The sequence below is a fragment of the Endozoicomonas sp. ALD040 genome (assembly GCF_049275945.1).
Lineage (GTDB): Bacteria > Pseudomonadota > Gammaproteobacteria > Pseudomonadales > Endozoicomonadaceae > Endozoicomonas_A.
This window is the reverse complement of sequence record NZ_CP184829.1, coordinates 6,113,365-6,139,619: the sequence shown is the minus strand read 5'-3', so window position 1 is coordinate 6,139,619 and position 26,255 is coordinate 6,113,365. Positions and strand designations below refer to the sequence as shown.

Genomic DNA, 26,255 nt, shown 5'->3' with positions numbered 1-26,255 from the left:
GCGTGATTTTTGGCGAACCGTTCTGGCAGTTCAATTGAAGCAGGTCAGAGATATCTGTCCAGTCGGCTGACTTGTTTGTCCCACTGCCAATGCCAGGGAGCCCGTGTTATCTTGGCACAGATCAAACACTATTAGTCTGGTCACGCCTGACGTAGCAAAAGCGGCTACGGGCAGAACTGTGACCAGAAAACAAACAGGAATTATGATGCAAGCTACACACTGGATAGCCGTCGCTGCGGGTGGTGCACTGGGAGCCCTTCTCAGAGCATTTGTCTATGAGCTGTTTGTGCTGACCCGTAATCCTCATCTGCATCATTTTCCGACGCTGACGGTTAACCTGGTGGGATCAGTTATCATGGGAGTTTGCTGGTACCTGCTGACAGAAAAAGCCATGTTATCACCCACCTGGAAGGTCTTTGTGATGACCGGTTTTCTGGGCGCACTGACCACTTTCTCAACCTTCTCTCTGGATCTGATGAGATTGCTTCAATCCGATCAGCTTCTGACTGCCCTGGCCTATGGGCTTGGCAGTGTTCTTGTTTGCCTGCTGGGAACCTGGCTGGGTTATCAGGGGGTCCGCTGGGCGCTTTAGAACCTGGATACAGGCTCAACCGTTTATCGCTATTTCTGCACCTGCCAGTAGATTGTCCTATGCTTCCGGGGTTTGTTAAGGAAAATATTCTTTAAAGAAAAGGAGGTATAGGATGTATCTTTTTCGAATAATTAGTTCCGTTTTTGTCAGTCTTGTGTTGGTTGCTTCCTGTTGGGGCAGTGTTGATTCACCTGAGCAGAAAGCGCTCAGGTACGCCCGGGAAAATCTCAACAGACTCTATTTTGACTACGTCTTTGCAGAAGAAAACGAGAAGCTGTTAAAAGCCATCATGGTTTCTGTAAGGCGACTTTATGACCACTATGAGCTGGATCATTGGCTGGAAGGCCACTCTGCAACAGGCAATCAGACCGAAGCCCGACAGCAGCTTCTCACCGGGCTGGTCCAGCAGGCAACCCGGCATACTATCGCAAAAATCAATGGTGACGAGGAGCTGGATGGCAGTGATCGTTCCATGTTTCATCTCCTGGAGGCAGTCAGCAATGCGCCATCCATGCGGGAATCCCAGGATGTTGCTCACTGGTTCCACACCCGGCCCTTACTGCTTCAGGGGGTTCTGGCTGAAGATCGCATGGATTCCATGGAAAGCCTGATTCAGGAGGCTGTGCAAAACAGTTTCAGAGAATTCCCGTCCAACCAGCTTTCCCGGGAGCAATTAGCTCAGCAAATCGGTTTTATTCTCCTGGAAATGCAGGAGCGTTTTCTGCGTGGCAAGGTGCTTCGTTCTCTAAGCCACAAGGTAGATCGGCAAAAGCAGAACCCGAAGATTGCCAGAGACCCGGCATTTAGCATTTACCTGTCCCTGCTGACTAAAACCTTTAACAGTCATCCCACCCTCTGGCATACAGACAGCAAACGTCGTCAGTATCAGGAAAATCTCTCCGCGCTGTTTATGAAAGCCACAGATCGTGAAGATTATGGTCATGAGTGGTACCAGCAGATCCGCAGGATTCTGGCTGTTGAAAAGATGGTGCCTGTTACACCACCACCGCCGCCCGTTCAGAATCCGGGCAGCCATCACAATCGGCATGAAAGTAATGGGGAAGCCTGGTATCAACCCACTGTGTTAAAAGCAGCGCTTGGGATGGGGGCTATGCTTGGCGTGTTGACCTGCGCTGCGGTTTACATGGCGATCTCCTTCGAATATGACACAGAATCGGGCATCGACAAACCCGGGCGGAAAGGTCCCCAGGGAAGGAACTTGAGACCTAACAGCGCTGAAGGGAAGCAGGTCAGTTTCATGCAGTCTCCACAGCCAAGGCTATACATCTATTCGTGGGAAGAAGGCGATATCTGGGCAGTAGAAGAGGAAAGACGCCTGAGAAGACAGGAGGAAGAGGCTAAAAGACAAGCCACTCAATCAACTCATCATCAAGACGGGTCAGGGGAGGCATTTGGCTCCATTTTCAGTCCTCCAGGCAGCGGTAATGGCGGCAGTGGTTATGGCAGCTCTGGTGGTTATGGCAGCTTTGGTGGTTATGACAGCTTTGGTACACCCTCTACTGAACAAGTTCAGAGTCGGGATGCGGTCTGGGAATGAAGTCATGTATCTGTTTGATTCTACGTCTGTGTGCCCGACATTGTTCCTGTCTGCCTGCCGGGAGCCAGTCTGGGTTATCAGGGTATCCGGCCGCTCTTTAAACCGAACGCAGCCTGAGCCAATAATTTTTTCAGAACCTGCAAGATGGTTGTCCTATGCTTTCTGAATTTGTCAGGGCGCAGGGGTGCCGGATGTTTTTTTTTCGCGGTTTGTGGTCCGTGTTTTTCAGTCTGATGCTGGTAGTTTCCTGTTGGGGCAGCGTTGATTCACCCGGAGAGAAAGCTGCCAGGAATGCCCGGGACAATATTAACAGACTCTATTTCGATTACGTCTTTGCAGAAGAAAATGAGAGGCTGTTAAAAGCCATCATGGTTTCAGTGCGGCGAATCTATGACCGCGATGAGTTGGATAAGAGGCTGGAATGTCAGACTGCATCTGGCTATCAGACAGAAGCCCGACAGCAGCTACTCACCGAGCTGGTTCAACAGGCCACCCGCCATGCTATTGCGAAAATCAATGGTAACGATGACACGGAAGACAGTTATCTTCCCATGTTTCATATTCTGCAGGCACTGAGCAATGCGCCATCCATGCAGGAATCCCTGGATGTTGCTCATTGGTTCCAGACCAGGCCGGTGATGCTTAAGGGGGTTCTGGCTGAAGATCGTATGGACTCCATGGAGAGCCTGATTCAGGAGGCTGTGCAGAACAGTTTTAAAGAATTCCCGTCTGACCCGCTTACCCGGGAACAGTTAGCCCGGCAACTCGGTTTTATCCTGGTTGAAATGCAGGAGCTGTTTCTTCGGGGCAAGGCGCTTCGTTTACTCAGTTACAAGGTAGACAAGCAAAAAAAGAACCCGCAGATTGCCAGAGACCCTGCATTTACCATTTACCTGTCCCTGCTGACGGAAGCCTTTAACAAGCATCCTACTCTCTGGCATACCGACAGCAAACGTCGTCATTATCAGGAAGACCTCTCCGCCCTGTTTATGAAAGCCGCTGATCGTGAAGGTTATGGCAATGAATGGTACCAGCAGATTCGCAGGATTCTCGATGGTAAAAAGCCAGTGCCTGTTACCCGACCAACGCCCGCTCAGAAACCGCACAGGCATTACTACCGGGATGATGATGATGAGTGGGAAGGCTGGTTTGAACTCACTCCCTTTAGAGTGGTGCTTGGGATGAGTGTTATGTTTGGCGCATTTGTCACCACCATGATCTGTCTGGGAATGTCTGAACATGAAGCTGAGCAGGGCAGGCAGGAGCGGCGGCAGGAGGAGAATCTGCAAAGGAAATTGGGCAAAACACTCAACAAACCCGGGCGGGAAGATCCGCAGGGAAGGGACTGGAAACCCAACGAAACTGACAGGAAGGAAGTCAAAGAAGCTGCGGAAGGCTTTGAAGAAAAGATCATAAAAAATGTACTGATCCAGGCTGGGGTTCTGAATCCCCTTTTCTGTAACATGGACATAGCTGATATCTACATGCAGATATCGCTGACAGAGCTCTACAGGTATTTAAGGAAAGAACGCTATATCTGGACAGAAAAAGATGAAATTCGCCGACAAAGGGAGCAGGAAGAATATAAAGAACGCCGCAGAAAAGAGCAGGAACAGGCTAATGAAAGAGCCTGGACGTCCTCATACGCTGAAACAACCTCGCAACAAAACGGGTCGGAGTCTTCATCGAGCTTCACTTATAATTTTCTAAGCAGTGATGACGACAGTGGTTATGTCAGCTTTGGTACTGCCACTGCCACTGAGGTACAGGGACGGGATGCGGACTGGAATTGAGGTCATTTATGTGCCTGATTCCATGTTTGGAGGCCCGGCAGTGTCCTCATTTGCCTGCCGGGAACGTCTCAATCTGAACCATTAATTAGTTTTTCGGCACCTGCCAGTGGATTGTCCTATGCTCCCTGAATTTGTCAGGACATTGGGGTGGCGGATGTTTATTTTCTGCGGTTTATGGTCTGTGTTTTTGAATCTGATGCTGGTGGCCACCTGTTGGGGCAGTGTTGAATCACTCGAACGGACAGCTCTCATAGATGTCCATTACGACATCAACGGTCTTTATTTTGGTCACGTCTTTGCCGAAGAAAATAACAGGCTGTTAGAAGCCATTATGGTTTCAGTACGGAAAGTTTATGACCGCTATGAGCTGTATCAGTGGCCGGAAAGTCATTTTGCTCCTGACAATCAGACAGAGCACCGGCGGCAGCTGCTCACCAGACTTGTCCAGCAGGCTACCCGCCATACTATTGCGAAAATCACTGGTAACGATGATATAGATGACAGTTACCGGGACCGTTCCATGTTTCATCTCCTGCAGGCATTCAGTGGTTCTCCTGCCATGGAGGAATCCCGGGATGTTATTCATTGGTATCGAAACCAGCCGGTGTTGCTTCAGGGGGTGCCGACTGAAGATCGCAGGGACTCCATGGAGAGCCTGATTCAGGAGGCGGTACAGAACAGTTTCAGAGAATTTCCGTCCAACCCATTTTCCCGGAAACAGTTAGCCCGGCAACTCGGTTTTATTCTGCTGGAAATGCAGGAGCTTTTTCTCCGTGGCAGGGGGCTCCGGTCTCTCAGCTACGAGATAGAGCAGCAAAAACAGAACCCGAAGATTGCCGGTGATCCTGCATTTATTCTTTATCTTTCCTTTTTGACTGAACTTTTTAACAGCCATGAAGCCCTCTGGCATAGAAAGAGCCTGGGGAGCAAATGGCGTCAGTATCAGGAAGACCTCTACGCCCTGTTTATGAAAGCCGCTCATCATGAAAATTATGGTATTGAGCGGTACCAGCGGGTTCGCAGAATTCTGGATGGTGAAAAGCTGCTCCATGAAAAGCCGACCAGGAAATACTACTCGTACTGGAATGACATCAAATACTACCTGTACTGCATTGAAGTGGGCCCAAGGGAGAAATTTACCCTTTGGCTTGTGGTTGATTGGCTGATGATCGTTATTGTGGAAGATTTTGCGTACCGTATACGCCTTCACCAAGGGCAATTCTAATGACTTTATCTGCACCCACTAGTCGATTGTCCTATGCTTTCTGAATTTGTCAGGGCATAGGGGGGGGGCGGGTGCTTCTTTTTCGTGGTTTATGGTCTCTGCTTTTCAGTCTGATGCTGGTGGCTTCCTGTCGGGGCAGTGTTGAGTCAGTCGGGCGGAAAGCTCTCATAGATGTCCAGTACGACATAAGCAATCTCTATTTTGGTTACGTCTTTGCCGGAGAAAATAAGATGCTGCTAGAAACCATCATGGTTTCTGCACGGAAAGTCTATGACCGCGATGAGCAGTATCAGTCGCTGGAAAGTCATTTTACTCCAGACAGTCAGAAAGAAGATCGGCAGCGGCTGCTTACCAGTCTTGTTCAGGAGGCCATCCGTCATACTATTGCAAAAGTCACCGGTGACAATGGTATGGATGACAGTCGCCCTTGCAGTCCCTCGCTTCATTTTCTGCAGGTATTCAATAGTATTCCTGCTCTGGAGGAATCCCGGGATGTTATTGATTGGTATCAAAATCAGCCGGTGTTGCTTCAGGGGATTCTGGCTGAAGATCGTACGGACTCCATGGAGAACCTGATTCAGGAGGCGGTAAAGAACAGTTTCAGAGAATTCCCGTCTCACCCACTTACCTGGGAACAGTTATTACCAAGATTTGTGGTGAAGAGGGCATTCTATTATGAGCCACTTACCCGGGTACAGTTAGCCTGGCAACTCGGCTATATTCTGCTGGAAATGCAGGAGCTTTTTCTCCGTGGCAGGGCGCTCCGGTCTCTCAGCTACAAGATAGAGCAGCAAAAACAGAACCCGGAGATTGCCAATGATCCTGCATTCACTCTTTATCTTTCCTTTTTGACTGAGCTGTTTAACAGCAATGACACCCTCTGGCATACAAAGAGCCTGGGGAGCAAATGGCTTAAGTTTCAGGGAGGCCTCTCCGTCCTGTTTTCGCAAGCCGCTAATCATGAAAATTATGGTTTTGAGTTTTACCAGCTGGTTCGCAGAATTCTGGATAGTGGAAAGCTATTCAATAATAAGCCGGTCAATAATAAGCCGGTCAATAAAAAGCCGGTCAATAAAAAGCCGGTCAATAAAGAGCCAGTCAGGAAAGACTACGTGAACATGATCAGCGATTTACTGGATCGAAAGATCGGACTTGAGCTGATTGCTATTTTTAGCATGCTGATGATCAACGCGGTGGCTCATCTTTTGAGAACTGCACATGTATATGAAATGTTTGTACCAAGGGTATGAGTAGCTGTTTGAGGATAGGCTGCAAAGGACATCAGGCAGAGCGCTCAACCTAATTTACCAGCTTCAGTTGGGATTTTTTGACTCGTTCCCATGCTCCAGCGTGGAAACGAGTTGTTGGGGTTTATTTTAATGACTTTTTCAGCCTCCTAGTTGATTGTCCTATGCTTTGTAAATTTTTCAGGAAATAGGGGGGCAGATGCTTCTTTTTCGTAGTTTATGGTTTCTGTTTTTTAATCTTATGCTGGTGGCTTCCTGTTGGAGCAGTGTTGAGTCACCCGAGCAGAAAGCTCACAGGAATGCCCGGCTCAGTGTCAACGGCCTCTATTTTAGTTTCGTCTTTGCCGAAGAAAATAAAAGGCTGTTAGAAGCCATCATGGTTTCAGTGCGGCAAGTCTATGACTACTATTATCAGGATCTTTGGTCGGAAGGTCACTCTGCAACAGAGAATCGGACAGAAGCCCGACAGCAACTTCTCACCAACCTCATCCAGCTGGCTATCCGGCATACTACTTCGAAAGTCATTGGTAGCGAAAAGGTGGTTGACAGTCACCCAGACTGTTCCATGTTCCATCTCCTGCAGGCATTCAGTAATGCTCCTGCCATGGAGGAATCCGGGGATGTCGTTCATTGGTATCGAACCCGGCCTGTGTTGCTTCAGGGGGTCGTCGCTGAAGATCGTATGGACTCTATGGAGAGCCTGATTCAGGAGGCTGTGCAGAACAGTTTCAGAGAATTCCCGTCTAACCCGGTTTCCCGGGAACAGTTAGCCCGGCAACTGGGTTTTATAGTGGTGGAAATGCAGGAGCTTTTTCTCCGTGGTAAGGCGCTCCGTTCTCTTAGCCACACGGTAAACCGCTTCAAACGGATACCGGAGATTGCCAGTGATCCTTCATTTGCTTTTTTTCTTTCCTTTTTGACTGAACGGTTTAACAGCCATGACACCCTCTGGCATACAGAGAGCGGGGGGAGCAAATGGCGTCAGTATCAGGAAGACCTCTCCGCTCTGTTTATGAAAGCTGCTGATCATGAAGATTATGGTATTGAGTGGTACCAGCAGATTCGCAGGGTTCTGGATGAAGAAAAACCGGTCAGTGAAGAGCCTTTCGGGGCTGACAATGATTGGGAACATTGGATCAAACCTGTGATCATGATTCCGTTTTCCTTGGTGGTCATCTTCACGGTGGTATCAATAGTGAAAGATATATGTGAACCGGAACCTCCGCGAAGAAGAGCTAAAAGAGGATAGGCTGCAAACGTCAGCCAGGGCCCCCGTTTCGCTAAACAATTTCCACAATTAAACGTTCTGCCCTGAATTCATTGGTTTTTTCTCTGCAGCTGCCATTACCTTGTTCTATGCTTCCTTAATTTGTCAGGACACAGGGGTGTTGGATGCTTGTTTTTCGTGGTTTTCTGTTTTTGTTTCTCAGTATGATAGCGGCGGCTTCCAGCTGGAGCAGTGTTGAGTCAATCGAGCAGAAAGCTGAGAGGAATGCCCGGAAGAACCTCAACAATCTCTATTTTGACTATGTCTTTGCCAAAGAAAATGAGGGGCTGTTAAAAGCCATGATGGTATCTGTCCGGCAAATCTATGACCTTTATAAGCCGAATCAGTGGCCGCAAGACCAACTGGTTCCAGACAATCAGAAAGAAGCTCGACAGCAGTTTCTTACCAGACTCGTCCAGCAGGCTGCCCGCCACACTATTGCGAAAGTTAACGATAAATTGGACGACAGTGACCCGGACCGTCCCATGTTTCATCTCCTGCAGGCATTCAGCGATGCTCCCGACATGAAGGAATCTCAGGATGTCGTTCACTGGTCTCAAACCTATCCGGTCATGCTTCAGGGGGTGATGGCTGAAGATCGTCTGGACTCCATGGAGAGTCTGATTGAGGAGGCTGTGCAGAACAGCTTCAGAGAATTTCCCACCAACCCGCTTTCCCCGGAGCAGTCAGCCCGGCAACTCGGTTTTATTCTGCTGGAAATGCAGGAGCTTTTTCTCCGTGGCAAGGCGCTTCGTTCGCTTAGCTTTAAGGTAGACAAGCAAAAACAGAACCCACGGATTGCCAGAGACCCTGCATTTAACATTTACCTGACCATCCTGACTGAAGACTTTAATAATCATCCCACCCTCTGGCATAAAGACAGCAAACGTCGTGACTATCAGGAAAACCTCTCTGCCCTGTTTATGGAAGCGGCTGACCGTCAGGATTATGGTCTTGGGTGGTATCAGCAGGTTCGCAGAATTCTGGATGGTGAAAAACGGGTCAGTAAAAAGCTGGTCAGTAAAAAGCCGATCAGGCAAAGCCATCAGGATGACAATAACTGTGAACGCTGGTTTAAAATTGGGGTGATCGCTTCGGCAGGCGGCATGGTCATCAGCATGATCAGCATAATGGCCTTTTTGATGGTCGATGAATATAAAATGGAACGCAAGTGGCGGCAAGAGGAAAAGCTGCGAAAGAAGCTGGGCAGAGCACTCAACAAGCCCTGGCGGAAGGATCCGAAAGGAAGGGACTGGACACCTAACAGAAGGGACAGGAAGAAGGTAAGAGATATCATCGAAGGCTTTGATCGAAAGATTTGGGAAAAAGTCATGATCAGAGCCGGGGTTCTGGATCCCCATTTCTGTGACATGGATCTGGATGATCTCTATATGCAGTGGTCGCTGGCAGATCTTTATAGCCATTTGAGACAAGAAGAATATATCCTGACAAGAGAAGATAAAATACGTCATGAACAGCAGCGGCAAGAAGCGGCTGAAAGAGCCAGAGCAGCCGCCTACACTGCAACAACCCATCAACAAAATAAGCGCAATACCCTATCCAATTCCGGCTTCAGTTGGGATTCTTCAGACAACGATGGTGGTTTTGGCTTTTCCAGCTGGGATACACCGACCACTCTTTCAGTTCAGGGTCTGGAGGCTAGCTGGGATTGATTATTTAAAGCTTTGTCAGCTGATTTATTTCAGTAAACAATTTCCGCCATTAAAGGTTCTGGCCATGGATTCATTGTTTTTATTCCGCAGCAACCACAGTTGCTTGTCCTATACTTTCTAAATTTGCCGTTTGACAGGGAGGTCAGATGTTTTTTCTTCGAGAATTATTGTTTGTGTTTCTCAGCTTGCTGCTGGTGGCTTCCTGTTGGGGCAGTGCTGAGTCACCCGAGCAGAAAGCCGCCAGGAATGTTCGGGATAACCTGAATAGTCTCTATTTTGATTACGTGTTTGCCGAAGAAAATGAGAAGCTGTTAAAAGCCATCATGGTTTCGGTTCGGCGAGTCTATGAGCAGGATCAGGAGGCGCAGGACCGCTTTTTCCCAGGCAGTCAGACAGAAAACCGACAGCAGTTTCTGACCAGACTCGTCCAGCAGGCTGTCCGGCATACTATTTCGAAAGTCACCGCTAGCGACAATCCGGACCACCCTATGTTTCACCTTCTGCTCAACAAAGCACCTGGCATGGAAGAATCCCCGGATGTTGCCCGTTGGTATCGAACGCGACCTGTGTTGCTTCAGGGGGTCTCGGCTGAAGACCGAACGGACTCAATAGAGAGCCTGATTGAGGAGGCAGTGCAGAACAGTTTCAGAGAGTTTCCGTCCAACCCGCTTTCCAAGGAAGAGTTATCCCGGCAGCTCGGTTTTATTCTGGTAGAAATGCAGGAGCTTTTTCTCCGTGGCAAGGCGCTTCGTCATCTCAGCTACAGGGTCGATGAGCAAAAACAGGACCCGGAGATTGCCAGAGACCCAGCCTTTGTTCTTTACGTTTCCTCTTTGACTGAACTGTTTAACAGCCATTCCACCCTCTGGCGTACAGACAGTGAACGTCGTCATTATCAAGAAGATCTTTCCGCCCTGTTTATGGACGCCGCTGGTCTTGAAGGTTATGGCACTGAATGGTACCAGCAGGTTCACAGAGTTCTGGAGGGTAAAAAGCCGGTCACCTACCACCCACGCAGTGGTTATAACCTTGATGGTCTCAATTATAAAGTACTGTTCCTTTCAGGCGCCTTGCTCGGAGGTTTTTTAACCGGCGTGATGGGTATAGTCATTGCTCATGGCCAGAGGCTATCACAAAGAGAGCAATGGACATGGGAGATTGAACAGGCGGAGGAGTTGCAAAGAAAGTTAGGCAAGGCACTCGAGCTGGAAGATCAGGAAGGAAGGGACCGGGAGCCTGACAGGAGAGACAGGAAAAAGATCGGAGAGATTATGGAAGGCTTTGATAGAAGGGTTACGGAGAAAGTACTGATCAGGTCCGGGGCTCTGGATCCCTATTCCTGTAACGTGGATATTAATCTCAGCATGCAGATATCGCTGATAAAGCTATACGACTATTTGAAGGAACGCAGGTATCTCTTGACAAAAGAAGAGAAAAGACGCCGGGAGATGGAGATGGAGATGATGCAGGAAGAGGCGGATGAAAGGGCCCGAACAGCCACCTGCAGCGGAACTAGCCATCAGCAGGGGAGGGCGACCACACATTCACCCTCCAGTAGTTCTTCAAGTCAGCAAAAAGCAAGTGGCTGTTCCAGCTGGCGTACCCCAAGGACTTCTGAGGTTCAGTGTCGCAAGGCGACCTGGAGCTGAATGGCACCATTAAAAAGACTCCCCAATAAACAATTTCCGCAATTAAAGAACCTGCCCCTTGTGAATTTACAGACTTTCCTTATTATTGATGTTTCACGGAGATCTGCTCAGGATCTCTGCGCTCGTCCTGGTTCAGGACCCTCAGAATTGTTCAAGACATAAGGTTACGGAATTCACATGCTGGATCCCAAATACGTTCGCAGCCACCTCGATGAAGTGGCTGCCTTGCTTCGTAAAAAGCATTTCGAGCTGGATGTAGAGCGACTAAACGCTTTGGAAGAGCGTCGCAAGTCCCTGCAGATTCGCACCGAACAGCTTCAGAGCGAACGTAAATCCGGGTCGAAGGAGTTCGGCAAGATCAAATCCCGGGGCGGTGATATCTCCGAACTCAAGGCTCGTATGGACCAGCTCTCTGCGGAGGTGAAAGAGTCCGAGCACCAACTGTCAGCCCTGCAGGTAGAACTGAATGACTTGTTACTGGGGGTTCCCAATCTGCCCCATGAATCAGTACCGGAAGGAGCTGATGAAGAAGACAATGTTGAAGTGCGTCGCTGGGGGACCCCGACTGATTTCCAGTTTGACATTAAGGATCACGTTGATCTGGGTGAGCCCCTGGGTCTGGACTTTGAAACCGGCACCAAACTGTCTGGTGCACGTTTTACACTGATGCGTGGTGGCATTGCCCGACTGCATCGTGCCCTGGCTCAGTTTATGCTGGATGTTCAGGTTCAGGAACATGGTTATGAAGAGGTCAATACACCGGCTCTGGTTCATGATACCGCTCTGCTGGGGACTGGACAGCTGCCAAAGTTCAGTGAAGATCTGTTCAAGACCGAATGCGCTGAAGCTGAGAAACCTTTCTACCTGATTCCAACCTCCGAAGTGACCCTGACTAACGTCGTGCGCGAAAGCATTCTGGATGCCACTGAACTGCCACTGAAACTGACGGCACACTCTTGCTGTTTTCGCAGCGAAGCAGGCAGCCATGGTCGTGATACCCGTGGCCTGATCCGCCAGCATCAGTTTGAGAAAGTGGAAATGGTTCAGGTAGTGCATCCGGAAAAGTCGTTCGAGGCCCTGGAAGCCATGACCGGTCATGCTGAGGCTATTCTGCAGAAACTGGGACTGCCTTATCGCGTAGTCGCGCTCTGCGGCGGTGATCTTGGCTTTGGTGCCGCCAAAACTTACGATCTGGAAGTCTGGCTGCCGGGTCAGGGCAAGTACCGTGAGATTTCTTCTGTCAGTAACTGTCTGGATTTCCAGGCTCGCCGCATGCTGGCCCGTTTCCGTAATCCCGAAACCGGCAAGCCGGAACTGCTGCATACCCTCAATGGTTCGGGTCTGGCAGTGGGCAGAACGCTGGTGGCTGTTCTGGAAAATTATCAGAATGAAGACGGCTCCATTACTATCCCGGAAGTGCTTCAGCCTTACATGGGTGGCGTCACTGTCCTGGGCAGATAGTTCTGAAACAGATAGTTCTGAAACCAGAGCACCTTCAGGTGCTCTGGGTCACAGGCTCCGAGACCAGGTTCTTCAACCACCGTCGTGAGAATACTCTGAACAACACCATCATAGCCTTAAACAGCTCTTCAAACAGGCTGAAAATAAACACCAGGTACAGCGGCAGTCCCCAGTGCGCTGCGAGCCAGGCCATGGGGATGCCAATCCCCCACATGGCAAAGGTGCTGATGATAGCGGTGGCTTTGACATCGCCGCCACTTCTCAGCAGACCAAGAATTCCCATCAGGTTGATAACCCGGATACATAAGCCCACACTGGCTACGATCATTGCCTCCTCGGCCATAGTCATGGTAGGGCCTTCAAAGTTTCCGAACAGGGTGACTACATCCGTCCGGAAAACGATCAGCAGAGTACCAATAAATAGCGCAATAAAGGGTGACATGATCAGCATCATCCAACCCTGTCGCCAGGCTCTCTCAAAACGGCAGGCTCCCAGTTCCTGACCCAGAATAATAGAGCCGCCCACACCGAATCCGAGAAACAGTGAAATCAGGATGGCCTCGATAGAGGAGATCGCTGACATGACTGCAAGCTCATTGACACCAATACCGGCATAGATGACGCTGTATATAATCAGACCAAAAGCCCAGGAACCGTCCTGGAGCACGATGGGAACACTGACTTTGAAATAGCGAATCAGCTCTTTCGTTTTCAGGCCCAACTCTAAATCCTGTTTTTCGGGAATCAGGTAGCTTCTGAATTGTTTGATGTACCAGAGCAGAAGGACTGTCTGGAAGAGTCTGGACAGGGTTGTTCCCCAGGCCGATCCGGCAACGCCCAGTTCCGGGAATCCAAAGTGCCCAAAAATCAGCACGTAATTCAGGAATACATTCACCAGAATGGCATAAAAGCCAATGAGGGTGGGTGTTCTGGCATCGCCAGATGCTCTCATCGCGGCTTCCAAAGGTACGACAATTGCCGCACAGATAATCGAAGGGGCGGTAATCAGGAGGTATTCAATAGCCAGTCGGGTTAGCTCAGGGTCGCGGGTTGAAAGCCCGATCACGACATCAGGCAGCAGCATGTAAAAGGCCACGATAGGTACCGTGATGAGTACTGAGGTCAGCAGCGATTGCACCAGCGTTCTTCGCAAGCCCGCAGGATCGCCCGAGCCGATAAACTGTGAGGCCAGAATACTCATACCGCTACCCAGAGAGGCAGTCAGAATCAGGTTAAAGAAAAAGATTCGGTTTCCCAGGCCCACCGCAGCAACGGCTGTCTCACCCAGCTGACCGACCATCAGAATATCGATGAGTCCGAGCAGGGAAAACATCATGGATTGCAGGGAAACAGGCAGGGCGAGGCGCCAGAGTTTATGAAAAAACTCCCTGTCCGCACTAAAACTTAGTGAAGCGGATGTATTCATGCAGTTCCTGATAAAAAGGGTATTAAGTACTCAACCCTACGAAATCATATTTTCTGACTTATTGCTCAGGCACTCGCGGCAACTGCTCCTGCGTTGCTCTAGCTCCTGCATCCATGCAGTCGTGATGCGTTGCAACTCTGGTCACATAGCTTGCTATGTTCCCGTCGTTGCGCCTTGCAGAGCACCTGCCCAATAAGCCAGAAATATTCGATTCCGTATGGCTGAGTACTTAGACTGTTCTAGATTCAGTCTTGAATTATTCGGCGTAGATTATATGAACTAAAGTATCGCTCATCTGCTGGGAAATACCGAACTCTGAAGTGAGACAACCAGGCATTGGATTTTAAGGCTTTAAAAGAGGGTATAAGGATCAAATTTATTCTTATTAAAGGATAAGCATTCACTGGTATAATGCCGGACAATGAGAGGAACAGGTTCAGTATCAGGTTAAGCCGCTGAAAAAACCGTTTCCCGGATACAATAATGATAACTGAAAGAGAGTCGTCCGAGTGGATTATTTGCCATTATTCCTCGAAGTTCGTGATCGTCCCTGTCTTCTCGTTGGGGGGGGGGACATTGCCTTGCGCAAAGCCAGATTACTGTCTGATGCGGGTGCGATGATTCAGCTGGTAGCGCCCGAAATTCACCCGGACCTGATGACATTGATCAATGCCGGAGATCATCAGTTCCGGCAGAAAGCCTTTGAGCTTTCTGACTTGAAAGGCGTTTGTCTCGTGATTGCAGCAACCGATGACCCTGAAGTGAACTCGGAAGTGGCCCGGCAGGCAAAGCTGCAAAATTTGTTTGTCAATGTCGTCGATGACGCTCAATCCGGTAATGCCGTAATGCCTTCTATTGTGGATCGCTCACCGGTTATGGTGGCTTTCTCAACGGGAGGAAAAGCACCTGTTTTAGCGCGAATGCTGCGACAGCGATTGGAATCCATCTTGCCGGCGGGCTATGGCCGTCTGGCCGAAATGGCGGGGCAGTTTCGTGCAGAAGTGTCCCGGAAATTCAGCCATATTAATGATCGCAGATATTTCTGGGAGCGCGTGTTAACCGGGAGCGCTGCGGAAAAAGCCATTTCCGGTGATGTTGAAGCAGCCCAACGTTTAATGGCAGAAGAGCTGGCCAGCTCCGAAGCGGTGACAACCGGGGAAGTGTATCTGGTGGGTGGTGGGCCAGGCGACCCGGACCTGCTGACATTCAAAGCGCTGAGGTTGATGCAGCAGGCTGATGTCGTGTTGCATGACCGACTGGTTTCAGAACAGGTATTGTCACTCTGTCGTCGGGATGCGGATTACATTTACGTAGGCAAGAAGCGCGATCGACACACCCGCCCCCAGGAAGAAATTAATCAGCTACTGGTGGATCTGGCAAAAGAAGGTAAGCGGGTGTTGCGTCTAAAAGGAGGAGATCCATTTATTTTTGGTCGGGGAGGTGAAGAGATTGACTCTCTGGCTGAAGAGAATATTCCTTTTCAGGTGGTGCCGGGTGTTACGGCGGCATCCGGCTGTGCCAGTTATGCGGGCATTCCCCTGACGCACAGAGATCATGCTCAGTCTGTAAGGTTTGTAACCGGTCATCTTAAAGACGACAGCTATAACCTGAACTGGCAAGAAATGGTTGACACTTCCCAGACTCTGGTTTTCTACATGGGTCTGATGGGGCTGCCACGAATCTGTGAAGAGTTACACAAACACGGGCGCAGTTCAGACACACCCATTGCTTTGATTGAGAAAGGAACCACCCAGAAACAAAGGGTATTCACCGGAACTCTGGAGACGATCTGCAGTATTGTTGAAGGGAATGCTGTAAAGGCACCCACTCTGATAATTGTTGGCGATGTGGTGCAGCTCCACGACAAGCTTAAGTGGTTTAATCCTCAAACTTCTTAGTTCAAACAATACATCCCCCACCCACTGCATTCCCGCCCTTTGCGCGGGAATGCATCAGGTTATAAGTTCGACAATATGGCCAGAGTGGCCATGACACCCAGAGCAGTCGTCACTGCGGCTTTACCTGCTGATGAAGTGGGCAGGACTGTCATATTTGTAGTTGATGAAGTGGGTACGACGGTCATATTTGTATTTGATGAAGTTGGGAGTGCTGTGGTCGTAACTGTGTTTGATAAATTGGAGGCCGCTGCCGAACTCATATTGACGGCATTGAAGAAGGCTGCGAAACCTGCAGCTGAGTCAAGGGGCGGACTGACTGGCTGGCAGACTTCTGAAACAAAGAAGAGCTCACCTTCGAGGTTGACCAGCCCGGCGCAGGCAGTGGCCGTGGAAGCATTCATGGCGGTCCAGATATTTACGGTTGTTTGAGTGGGAATTGGCCAGACACTGGGTGAACTTACAACTTTTTCGCACAGTTTTTGTTTTTCCGCGTCGTCCAGTGTTATGTGTGCTGCTTTCAAGCTGAAGCGTTTCAGAGGTTGCCACCATGGTTTGACTGCCTGAAGGTGGTTACAAACCAAATTCAGAGCAAGCAGTCCACTGACGGTCAGAGCGGTCTGTGTTGTTTTGATCTGATTACCAATCAGGTAAAAAAGAGGAAACTTTGTTTCCTTATCTGCGGTACCAACAAGTACAAACCCTCCCTTGCGAAGAGGGTCGAGTCGTGTGATACCCTCATTGGAAATATCAACAGTGTTTTTGAACACATCCATGGTGATTCTGGGGCCTAGTCTGAACTCTCCCGCCTCTGCCATATCGCCCCGGAATGTGTTCCCAGTCACAGTCAATAACCTGGACTGGTACTTGATGGCGGGAAGATTGATTAATATTCCCTGATCGGGAATAAGATTGGAAAGAATGCCGTTGTGAAGCCCGGTGTATTTTTTCCCAATGACCGTGTTATTGGCGAACTGTAGACCTGGACCTCGATACCAATAAGTGGCGGATAAATTCAAAGGTAACTTGCAATCCAGGTTAACTGCTGCCCGAACAGGAAGATGGAATACGTTTTCTTCTAATATCAGTCTGCGGTTATAACACTCTGCAAAAACAATGGAGTCAATTTTGGGGAGGTTATTCTCCCAGGTTGGCCGGAAAGTAATGTGTCGTATATTACTTTTTCTTCTTTCTTCGAAGAGGAAGTTATCAGGGGCTCCAATCCTGATCATACTACTGCCTGTAAATCCTGGCCGATTCTCGATAACGATTTCATGATCGACCTCGGCAGGTCCAAGAATGTCCTGACCGTCTTTCAAACGAATTTCACCGTCAATAAAGTATTTAGCGGTAATTTTACCAGGCGCCGAGGTCGTTGACGGAGGCGGCATCGCTGTGGTGCTATTTGACTGAACCATTGAGGAAGAGGTCATATTCATCGAAGAGCTGGTGGTGACATTGGCAGTGGTTGGGGCAGTGGTTGAGGTCTGCACGGTTTCGGAGGAGAGCAAAATAACAGTGTTCTCGGGAATCCGTTCGATCAGCTTGTTTAAATTCTCTGTCGGGTCAGCTTTGAGAACAATACACTGTCGATTGTAAACAAGGTCGCTATAAAGGTTCACTACTGCATCAACCCCTGAAAGACGGTCGCACAATTCAGTCGGAAGGAGGGGGGGAGCAGAAGGGGTTACACTGGGTGATCGAGTTGTGTTCTGTGCCTGCAGAATCAGAGCCTGTGACAGGAGTACAAGAGCGATTAAGCAGGTTGAATAATACTGTAGCTTGGTCATGTTAAGGACTCCCGATAAGCCTAGGAGCCTGACCGAGAATAGACTGCCCTACTGCGGCGGCAGCAAATTGGTCTGAAAATCCGCTTTTGTTCGTCAAATAGCTCGCTATTCTCCTCACAAAACCGAATTTTCATCCTCAATTTTCTGCCGTCCTCGCTACGGGCGCTATTCTCGGTCAGGCTCCTAGATAGGAAGCCTAGACTCCGCATTTATACTTATCCATTAATATGGTTAAGATGTTTCAGGAAAAACAGTTGGATTTTTCTTACTACCCTCTCTTCAGTGCTCTTGCCCGGACAGCCAGCCCTGACTCCAGAGCTATTTCATATCACTCGTTTTGCCCTCGACGGGAATGTCTATCTCCCGAGATGATGTGCGGATTCCCGGGCCGGGACCACCCATAGTACCTGAAAGCACGGGAATCAGAATAAACGCAGGGTACATTTATGTCAGGGCCTGGTTGCATAAGACTATAGATTCAACAATACAGCCAGAGTGGTTATAACACCCAAAGCAGTCGTCGCGGCGGTTAAACCTGCAGTTGAAGTGGTCACAAAATCAGAGTCGTCTATACCTGCTGATGTGGTGTCAATAACAGCAGGGGCAGCAACTGTCGGGCAGTTTGCATCATTATCAAAGTAGAGCTGACCCTGGATATTGGTCAGCCCGGTCAGAACAGAAGCTGTGGAATAATTGATGGGAGTCCAGGTATTCACGATCTGGTTGAGTGTCGGTCTACTGGTCGTTGCCATGCCGGCGGTTGAACTCACGGATCTTTGGCACTCAGTTCCGAGCGGTATGGGGTCAACTGCTATCACTGGACGAAATTCGCTGTATTGGTTCCACAGAGCCGTTCCCAGAAAGTCGTTACAGGCCAGGGCCAGTCCAATGCTGTAAGAGATGTTTATATTTTTCGTTGTGACGTAGATATAATTACCAGCCAGTTTAAAGCGAGAAACTTTACCGCCAAACCGATCACCTATAAGAGCGAATCCCCCTCGTCGGCCTGCATATCCTGTTGCAATTTCGTAACGCGTTATGCCTTCAGTATCAATGGTAACCGTGTTTCTGAAGATATCAATACTGTTTTCGGGCCCAAGCTGAATCTCAGCCAATTGTGAGGTTTTGCCCCGGACTGTGTTCTCAATTATTTCGAGTTTGTTTGACTGTCTGGTGATGTTACCAAGATTAATGATTATTGCTGCCTCGGGAATCATACTGTGCTGTGTTGTGCGGATGGTTTCACCTATGACCTCGTTCTTGGCGAAACGCAAGCCTGGACCCGTTTGCAAATTGTTGGCGGATGCATCCAGAGATGAAGAGCATCTCATGTCGACTGCGGCAAAGGTAGGGAGATATAAAACGTTGTTTTCTATAGCCAGTGTCCGGTTATAACAGTTTGTGTGAAAAATAGAGTAGATTGGATTATCGGGATTAGCTCCGGTTGGCCGGAAAGTTATGTGTTTTATATGATTGTCTATTGTTTCGCTAAAATTGAATCCGCCATTGTATTCAACTCCAACCTCGATCATGTTTCTGTCTGCAAAACCTGGATGAAGCTTGATAACAATTTCATAACCGTCATCAGCAGCCCCGATGATGTCCTGACCGTTCTTCAAAGTTATTGCATTGGCGATAAGATATTCAACAGTGGGCTTACCTGTCACGGGGGCAACGGTTGGAGAAGTTGTTTTGGAGGAAAGCAAGATAATGGTGTTATCAGGAATCCGTTTAATCAACTCACTTAAATCATCTGCAGGGTCGGCACTGAGAACAACGCACTGTCGTCCGCTAACAAGACCAGGGTACTGCTTAAGCCGTTGTTCAACCCCAGTCGTTTGACCTCTGAGAGAGCTACATAATTCCCTTGGAGGGGGAGTTGCAGTAGTAGGAGCTGCAGTTGACGATTGAGCTGTAGCTGTCGATTGAGCTGTAGCTGTCGATTGAGCTGTAGCTGTCGATTGAACTCCAGCTGTCGATTGAACTGCGGCTGACGATTGAACTGCGGCTGACGATTGAACTGCGGCTGACGATTGAACTGCGGCTGACGATTGAACTGCGGCTGTCGATTGAACTTCGGCTGTCGATTGAACTGCGGCGAACGGTTGAACTGCGGCGAACGGTTGAACTGCGGCTGTCGTTTGAACTGAGGCTGTCGGTTCAACTGCCGTTGTCAATTGAACTGTGGTTGTTGGATGAACTGAGGTTGTCGATTCAGCTGCCGCTGTCGGTTGAAGTGCTGCTGTCGGTTGAGCTGTGGTTGTTGGATGAACTGCGGTTGTAGGTTGAGTCGTGTTTTGAGCCTGAAGGTTCAGGGGCAGTAACAGAAATACAGGAGCGATGAACAGGGCCGAATGGTGCCGCAACTTAATCATTTTCAGGACTCCTTGGAAAAGTCGTTAGGAAGACTAGACGCTGTGTTTATACTTATCCATTAATGTGATGATGGTGTTGCAAGAAAATAGATGGATCTTTTTGTCAATCCTCTCTTTAGTGCTGCTAATCAGAGTATTAGCCTTGATTCCTGAGCCTTTCATATACAGGGTGCGGGCATGCTCTTTTAACCGAGGAATCAGCTCAGGCTATAGATTCAACACTATGGCCAGAGAAGCTATGACCCCCAAAGCATTGGTCACTGGAGTTGTACCCGCTGATGAAGCAAAGGATTGAGGCTCTGTCATGCAGACAGCTGAGTCAAAGTAGAACTGACCCTCGACGTTGGTCAGTCCAGTCAAAGCAGTGGCTTTGGAATCATTGAAGGGAGTCCAGGTATTCACGATCTGGCAAAGTGTCGATGCATTGGTCGTTGCCATGCCGACGGTTGAACTCACAGACCTTGGGCACTCATCTGCCAGTGGCAATGGATCAACGGCTTTCAGGGGGAAATCTTCGTTGTCTACTTTCCACAAAGTCATTCCCAGAAAGTGGTTACAGGCCAGCGCCAGATCAAGCTTGTCATAGATAGTTAAAGCTGTCGTTGTGACGTTGATGTTGTTACCAGCCAGATTAATGAGAGGCGCTTTTCTATAGGCAGAAACGAAAAGACCTTTTAAAGCGAACCCTCCTTCAATTCCTGTACGAATTTCGCCAGGTGTCTTGTCTTTATTATCAATATCAACAGTGTTTCTGAAGATATTAATATTGCTTCCGGATCCAATTGCAATCTGAGCCAATTCCGAGATTTTGCCCCGGAATGTGTTACCAATTATTTCGAGTTTGTTTGACAGGTTATTGATGTTGCGAAGATTAATGAATATTGCTTTCTCGGGAATCATACTGAGTTTTGTTGTGTGGATGGTTTGACCAATGACATGATTATCAGCGAAACGTAAGCCCGGGCTCGTGTGCAAATCACTGGTGGATGCATCCAGATTCGCAGAACAATTAATGTTAACTGCGGCCCGGACAGGGAGATAAAAAACGTTGTTCTCTATAGATAATGTCCCAGAATAGCAGTTTGTGTGGACAATAGCGTCAGTTTGAGTATCTGGATTAACTCCGGTTGGCTGGAAAGTAATGTGTTTTATATGACTGTCTGCTGTTTCTCCAAAATTGAATTCGTCATCGTAGTGAACGCCAACTCCGATCATGTATTTACTTGTAAAGTTATCATGAAGCTTGATAACAATTTCAAAACCGTCATCAGCAGCCCCGATGATGTCCTGACCGCTCTTCAAAACGATTGCATTGGCGATAAAATATTCAACAGTGGGCTTACCTGTCACGGGGGCAACGGTTGGAGAAGTTGTTTTGGAGGAAAGCAAGATAACGGTGTTATCAGGAATCTGTTTTATCAACTCACTTAAATCATCTGCAGGGTCGGCACTGAGAACAACGCACTGTCGTTCGCTAACAAGATCACTGTCGTCGATAAGCCGTTGTTGAACCCCCGTCGTTTGGCCTCTGAGAGAGCTACATAATTCCGTTGGAAGGGAAGTTGCGGTAGCGGCATTTACCAGGCAAAACGATAAATCCAACGCATCCCGAAATTCAGTTCTCGAAGAGCAATTGGCTGTTAACACACGTGGGTCTGCATTTTGGCAAAAAAGTTGATCATTGGGGATAGATCCAAAATTCCTTATATTGCCATTGACATAGCTGTTCACCGCATTGGTCTTGGTAACCTTTGTTCCACTATTTCCCCCAGCCCCGATCCCGGCTTTTGAAAATCCACGCTTGGTGGCTCCGACATGGCTGTTCACCGCCATGGTGTTGGCAACCTTTCCTGTATTTGTAACAAACGCCCCCCCGATGCCGGCGTCTGCATACCAACCCTCGGTTTTGGCATTGCTGTTCACCGCAGTGGTTTTGTCAACCGTACCGTGAACCTCCCCCCCACCGATGCCGGCATCTGCATTCGAACCCGAGGTTTTGACCGAGCTTTTCACCGCCGTGGTGCTGTCAACCTTTCCCCGGTAATACAACAACCCCCCTCCGATGCCGGCTTCTGCTTGATTACCCTCGGTTTTGACATGGCTGTTCACCGCCGTGGTGTTGACAACCGTTCCTTTAACCACCCCCCCACCGATGCCGGCGCATGCCTTGAAATTCTTGGTTTCGACCCTGCTGTAAACCGCAGTGGTGTTGGCAACCGTTCCTTCAACCCACCCCCCCCGATGCCGGCATGTGCATGCTGACCCGAGGTTGTGACACTGCTGTTCACCGCCATGGTGTTGGCAACCTTTCCTGTATCTGTAACATACCCCCCCCCGATGCCGGCGTTTGAATCCGAAGCCTTGAGTAAGACATGGCAGTTCACCGCCGTGGTGTTGTCAACCATTCCTTTAACCACCCCACCCCCGATGCCGACGCGCACACGCCTCCCCCCTGGGTTGTCAATACGAACATCTTTCGCCCGGATATTACTGACTTTGCCAGTATCATCAACAACACAGGCTGCTAACCCGGTCGTCTTCCAGGAAGTTATATTGGCACCCGTAAAGTGAAGGTTCCTGATGCTGCCTTTCAGAGTGTCTATAAAACAGTCAGACAGGCCGCTGATGGTACGGCACTGCCCATAGTACTCCCCGGTGAATGGATGGGTATCATTGCCAATGGATTGATAGTCTTTAGTGACAACAATATCCGCTGTCTGTTGATAGGTACCGTTTAGTGGATATTCTCGACCAATCTTGCTCAGGTCTTCTGCATCATTAATCTTTATGGGGGCTGTTAACGCTGTAGTGGGTGTAGATTGAATGGTCAGGGCCAGTAACAGAAATTCAGGAGCAATGAACAGGACCGAATAGTGCCGCAACTTAATCATTTTCAGGTCTCCTTGAAAAGCCGACAGAAAGCCTAGTCGCTGTGTTTATAGTTATCCACTAATAGGATTAAGGTGTTGCAAGAAAACAGATGGGTCTTTCTGTCAATCCTCTCTTTAGTGCTGCTACTCAGGGTATTAGCCATGACTCCTGAGCCGCTCATATAAGTACCTAACCAGTTGGTTTCGCATATTCTGGACGGCGGCTTTTTCCATCCTTCTGCGTTCCAACTCTGGTTGCGTAGCTATGGCTACGCGCCCGTCGTTGCGCCTTGAAGGATGAAAAAATCCACTCGCCAGAATATGCGAAACCAACTGGCCAGGTACTTACAGGGCAAGGGCGTTGCAACAGCCTCTTTATAAACGAGGGGATGAAACACTCAGGCTATAGATTCAACAATATGGCCAGAGAGGCTATGACCCCCAGAGCATTGGTCACTGGGATTGTATCCGCCGATGAAGTGGAAACCGGGTTGATATTGAAAGTCGCATTGGTAGTCGCATTGGTAATAGACGCTATGACCCCCAGAGCATTGGTCACTGGGATTGTATCCGCCGATGAAGTGGAAACCGGGTTGATATTGAAAGTCGCATTGGTAATAGATGCAGAGGACTGAGGGTCTCTCATGCAAACAGCTGAGTCAAAGTAGAACTGACCCTCGACGTTGGTCAGTCCAGTCAAAGCAGTGGCTTTGGAATCATTGATAGGAGTCCAGCTATTCACGATCTGGCAAAGTGTCGGTGCACTGGTCGTTGCCATGCCGACGGTTGAACTCACAGACCTTGGGCACTTATCTGCCAGTGGCAATGGATCAACGGCTTTCAGGGGGAAATATTCGTTGTCTACTTTCCACAAAGTCATTCCCCGAAAGTGGTTACAGGTCAGTGCCAGATCAAGCTTGTCATAGATAGTTAAAGCTGTCCTTGTGACGTTGATATTGTTACCAACCAGATTAATGAGAGGAGCTTTTCTATGGGCAAAAACGAAAAGACCTTTTAAAGCGAACCCACCCCTTCGGGTTTCAATTCCTGTACGGATTTCGCTACGTGTCTTGCCTTTATTATCAATATCAACAGTGTTTCTGAAGATATTAATATTGCTTCCGGATCCAATTGCAATGTCAGCCAATTCCGAGATTTTGCCCCGGAATGTGTTACCAATTATTTCGAGTTTGTTTGACAGGTTATTGATGTTGCGAAGATTAATGAATATTGCTTCCTCGGGAATCATACTGAGTTTTGTTGTGCGGATGGTTTCACCAATGACCTTGTTATTAGCGAAACGTAAGCCCGGACCCGTGTGCAAATCACTGGTGGATGCATCCAGATTCGCAGAACAACTAATGTTAACTGCGGCCCAGACAGGGAGATAAAAAACGTTGTTCTCTATAGATAATGACCGATAATAGCAGTTTGTGTGGACAATATCGTCAGTTTGAGTATCTGGATTAACTCCAGTTGGCCGGAAAGTAATATGTTTTATATGATTGTCTGCTGTTTCTCCAAAATTGAATTTGTCATCGTAGTCAACGCCAACCCCGATCATGTATCTATTTTTAAAGTTATCATGGAGCTTGATAACAATTTCATAACCGTCATCGGCAGCCCCGATGAGGTCCTGACCGTTCTTCAGAGTTATTGCATTGGCGATAAGATATTCAGCAGTGGGCTTACCTGTCACGGGGGCAACGGTTGGAGAAGTTGTTTTGGAGGAAAGCAAGATAACGGTGTTATCAGGAATCTGTTTTATCAACTCACTTAAATCATCTGCAGGGTCGGCACTGAGAACAACGCACTGTCGTCCGCTAACAAGATCACTGTCCTCGAGCCGTTGTTGGACCCCCGTCGTTTGACCTCTGAGAGAGCTGCATAATTCCGTTGGATGGGGAGTTGCAGTAGTAGGAGCTGCAGTTGACGATTGAGCTGTAACTGTCGATTGAACAGCGGCGGACGGTTGAACTCTAGCTGTCGGTTGCACTGCGGCTGTTTGTTCAACTGCGGCTGACGATTGAACTGCGGTTGTCGGTTCAACTGCGGCTGACGATTGAACTGCGGTTGTCGGTTCAACTGCGGCTGACGATTGAACTGCGGTTGTCGGTTCAACTGCGGCTGACGATTGAACTGCGGTTGTCGGTTCAACTGCGGCTGACGATTGAACTGCGGTTGTCGGTTCAACTGCGGCTGACGATTGAACTGCGGTTGTCGGTTCAACTGCGGCTGACGATTGAACTGCGGTTGTCGGTTCAACTGCGGCTGACGATTGAACTGCGGTTGTCGGTTCAACTGCGGCTGACGATTGAACTGCGGTTGTCGGTTCAACTGCGGCTGACGATTGAACTGCGGTTGTCGGTTCAACTGCGGCTGACGATTGAACTGCGGTTGTCGGTTCAACTGCGGCTGACGATTGAACTGCGGTTGTCGGTTCAACTGCGGCTGACGATTGAACTGCGGTTGTCGGTTCAACTGCGGCTGACGATTGAACTGCGGTTGTCGGTTCAACTGCGGCTGACGATTGAACCGCAGTTGTCGGTTCAACTGCGGCTGACGATTGAACTGCGGTTGTCGGTTCAACTGCGGCTGACGATTGAACTGCGGTTGTCGGTTCAACTGCGGCTGACGATTGAACTGCGGTTGTCGTTTCAACTGCGGCTGACGATTGAACTGCGGTTGTCGGTTCAACTGCGGCTGACGATTGAACTGCGGTTGTCGGTTCAACTGCGGCTGACGATTGAACCGCGGTTGTCGGTTCAACTGCGGCTGACGATTGAACTGCGGTTGTCGGTTCAACTGCGGCTGACGATTGAACTGCGGTTGTCGGTTCAACTGCGGCTGACGATTGAACTGCGGTTGTCGGTTCAACTGCGGCTGACGATTGAACTGCGGTTGTCGGTTCAACTGCGGCTGACGATTGAACTGCGGTTGTCGGTTCAACTGCGGCTGACGATTGAACTGCGGTTGTCGGTTCAACTGCGGCTGACGATTGAACTGTGGTTGTCGGTTCAACTGCGGCTGACGATTGAACTGTGGTTGTCGGTTCAACTGCGGCTGACGATTGAACTGTGGTTGTCGGTTCAACTGCGGCTGACGATTGAACTGCGGTTGTCGGTTCAACTGCGGCTGACGATTGAACTGTGGTTGTCGGTTCAACTGCGGCTGACGATTGAACTGTGGTTGTCGGTTCAACTGCGGCTGACGATTGAACTGTGGTTGTCGGTTCAACTGCGGCTGACGATTGAACTGTGGCTTTCGATTGAACTCCAGCTGTCGATTGAACTGCGGCTGTAAGTTGAGTCGTGTTCTGAGCCTGAAGGTTCAGAGGCAGTAAAAGAAATACAGGTGCGATGGACAGGGACGAATAGTGCCGCAACTTAATCATTTTCAGGACTCCTTGGAAAGTCGATAGGAAGCCTAGTCGC

At 49.1% G+C, this 26,255-nt stretch carries 18 protein-coding genes; 11 read left to right on the top strand and 7 right to left on the bottom strand.

The genetic code is table 11. The features are described 5' to 3' along the window. Positions 1-202: 202 nt before the first annotated feature. The 9 genes from crcB (at position 203) to serS (ending at position 12,465) form a co-directional block, all read left to right on the top strand. Positions 203-592 (top strand): fluoride efflux transporter CrcB, encoded by a 390-nt coding sequence (crcB, locus tag ACOJUN_RS22275; protein ID WP_422134050.1) that lies wholly within the window; start codon positions 203-205, stop codon positions 590-592. A 112-nt stretch (positions 593-704) separates the two neighbouring features. After that, positions 705-2,150 (top strand): hypothetical protein, encoded by a 1,446-nt coding sequence (locus tag ACOJUN_RS22270; RefSeq protein ID WP_422134049.1) that lies wholly within the window; start codon positions 705-707, stop codon positions 2,148-2,150. 191 nt (positions 2,151-2,341) lie between these two features. After that, on the top strand, positions 2,342-3,943 hold the full coding sequence (locus ACOJUN_RS22265; RefSeq protein WP_422134048.1) for a hypothetical protein: 1,602 nt from the start codon (positions 2,342-2,344) through the stop codon (positions 3,941-3,943). Positions 3,944-4,097: 154 nt separating this feature from the next. Next, positions 4,098-5,168 (top strand): hypothetical protein, encoded by a 1,071-nt coding sequence (locus tag ACOJUN_RS22260; RefSeq protein ID WP_422134047.1) that lies wholly within the window; start codon positions 4,098-4,100, stop codon positions 5,166-5,168. Positions 5,169-5,239: 71 nt separating this feature from the next. Then, the gene (locus tag ACOJUN_RS22255; RefSeq protein ID WP_422134046.1) at positions 5,240-6,418 is read left to right on the top strand and encodes a hypothetical protein; all 1,179 of its coding nucleotides are present in this window, start codon (positions 5,240-5,242) and stop codon (positions 6,416-6,418) included. Positions 6,419-6,614: 196 nt separating this feature from the next. Beyond that, entirely contained in the window at positions 6,615-7,664 is a 1,050-nt protein-coding gene (locus ACOJUN_RS22250) for a hypothetical protein (RefSeq protein ID WP_422134045.1), read from the top strand. A 143-nt stretch (positions 7,665-7,807) separates the two neighbouring features. Next, complete coding sequence (locus ACOJUN_RS22245; protein ID WP_422134044.1) at positions 7,808-9,355, top strand: hypothetical protein; 1,548 nt, start codon at positions 7,808-7,810, stop codon at positions 9,353-9,355. A gap of 146 nt (positions 9,356-9,501) precedes the next feature. Further along, positions 9,502-11,004 carry a hypothetical protein gene (locus tag ACOJUN_RS22240; protein WP_422134043.1) on the top strand — a complete coding sequence of 501 codons (1,503 nt, stop codon included), beginning with the start codon at positions 9,502-9,504 and terminating at the stop codon, positions 11,002-11,004. Positions 11,005-11,181: 177 nt separating this feature from the next. Continuing rightward, positions 11,182-12,465 (top strand): serine--tRNA ligase, encoded by a 1,284-nt coding sequence (gene serS / locus ACOJUN_RS22235; RefSeq protein ID WP_422134042.1) that lies wholly within the window; start codon positions 11,182-11,184, stop codon positions 12,463-12,465. 34 nt (positions 12,466-12,499) lie between these two features. Here the strand turns inward: serS and ACOJUN_RS22230 are convergent, their stop codons facing one another. After that, a complete protein-coding gene (locus tag ACOJUN_RS22230) occupies positions 12,500-13,891 on the bottom strand; it encodes an MATE family efflux transporter (RefSeq protein ID WP_422134041.1) in 1,392 nt (463 codons plus the stop codon). Positions 13,892-14,400: 509 nt separating this feature from the next. On the opposite strand from ACOJUN_RS22230, the gene cysG reads away from it, so the two are divergent. Beyond that, on the top strand, positions 14,401-15,789 hold the full coding sequence (gene cysG / locus ACOJUN_RS22225) for a siroheme synthase CysG (RefSeq protein ID WP_422134040.1): 1,389 nt from the start codon (positions 14,401-14,403) through the stop codon (positions 15,787-15,789). A gap of 59 nt (positions 15,790-15,848) precedes the next feature. Here the strand turns inward: cysG and ACOJUN_RS22220 are convergent, their stop codons facing one another. The 6 genes from ACOJUN_RS22220 to ACOJUN_RS22195 all read right to left on the bottom strand — a co-directional run bounded on the left by ACOJUN_RS22220 (position 15,849) and on the right by ACOJUN_RS22195 (position 24,592). Beyond that, the gene (locus ACOJUN_RS22220; protein WP_422134039.1) at positions 15,849-17,576 is read right to left on the bottom strand and encodes a hypothetical protein; all 1,728 of its coding nucleotides are present in this window, start codon (positions 17,574-17,576) and stop codon (positions 15,849-15,851) included. 470 nt (positions 17,577-18,046) lie between these two features. Then, on the bottom strand, positions 18,047-19,315 hold the full coding sequence (locus ACOJUN_RS22215) for a hypothetical protein (protein ID WP_422134038.1): 1,269 nt from the start codon (positions 19,313-19,315) through the stop codon (positions 18,047-18,049). 5 nt (positions 19,316-19,320) lie between these two features. Next, positions 19,321-19,740 carry a hypothetical protein gene (locus ACOJUN_RS22210; RefSeq protein WP_422134037.1) on the bottom strand — a complete coding sequence of 140 codons (420 nt, stop codon included), beginning with the start codon at positions 19,738-19,740 and terminating at the stop codon, positions 19,321-19,323. A gap of 418 nt (positions 19,741-20,158) precedes the next feature. Then, positions 20,159-22,093: a hypothetical protein gene (locus ACOJUN_RS22205; protein ID WP_422134036.1), complete on the bottom strand. Its 1,935-nt coding sequence runs from the start codon at positions 22,091-22,093 to the stop codon at positions 20,159-20,161. Then, the gene (locus ACOJUN_RS22200) at positions 22,057-22,842 is read right to left on the bottom strand and encodes a hypothetical protein (RefSeq protein ID WP_422134035.1); all 786 of its coding nucleotides are present in this window, start codon (positions 22,840-22,842) and stop codon (positions 22,057-22,059) included. Before ACOJUN_RS22200 ends, ACOJUN_RS22205 begins: the two co-directional genes overlap by 37 nt. 382 nt (positions 22,843-23,224) lie before the next feature. Next, on the bottom strand, positions 23,225-24,592 hold the full coding sequence (locus ACOJUN_RS22195; RefSeq protein WP_422134034.1) for a hypothetical protein: 1,368 nt from the start codon (positions 24,590-24,592) through the stop codon (positions 23,225-23,227). A gap of 266 nt (positions 24,593-24,858) precedes the next feature. On the opposite strand from ACOJUN_RS22195, the gene ACOJUN_RS22190 reads away from it, so the two are divergent. Next, complete coding sequence (locus ACOJUN_RS22190; RefSeq protein ID WP_422134033.1) at positions 24,859-26,124, top strand: hypothetical protein; 1,266 nt, start codon at positions 24,859-24,861, stop codon at positions 26,122-26,124. Positions 26,125-26,255 lie beyond the last annotated feature (131 nt).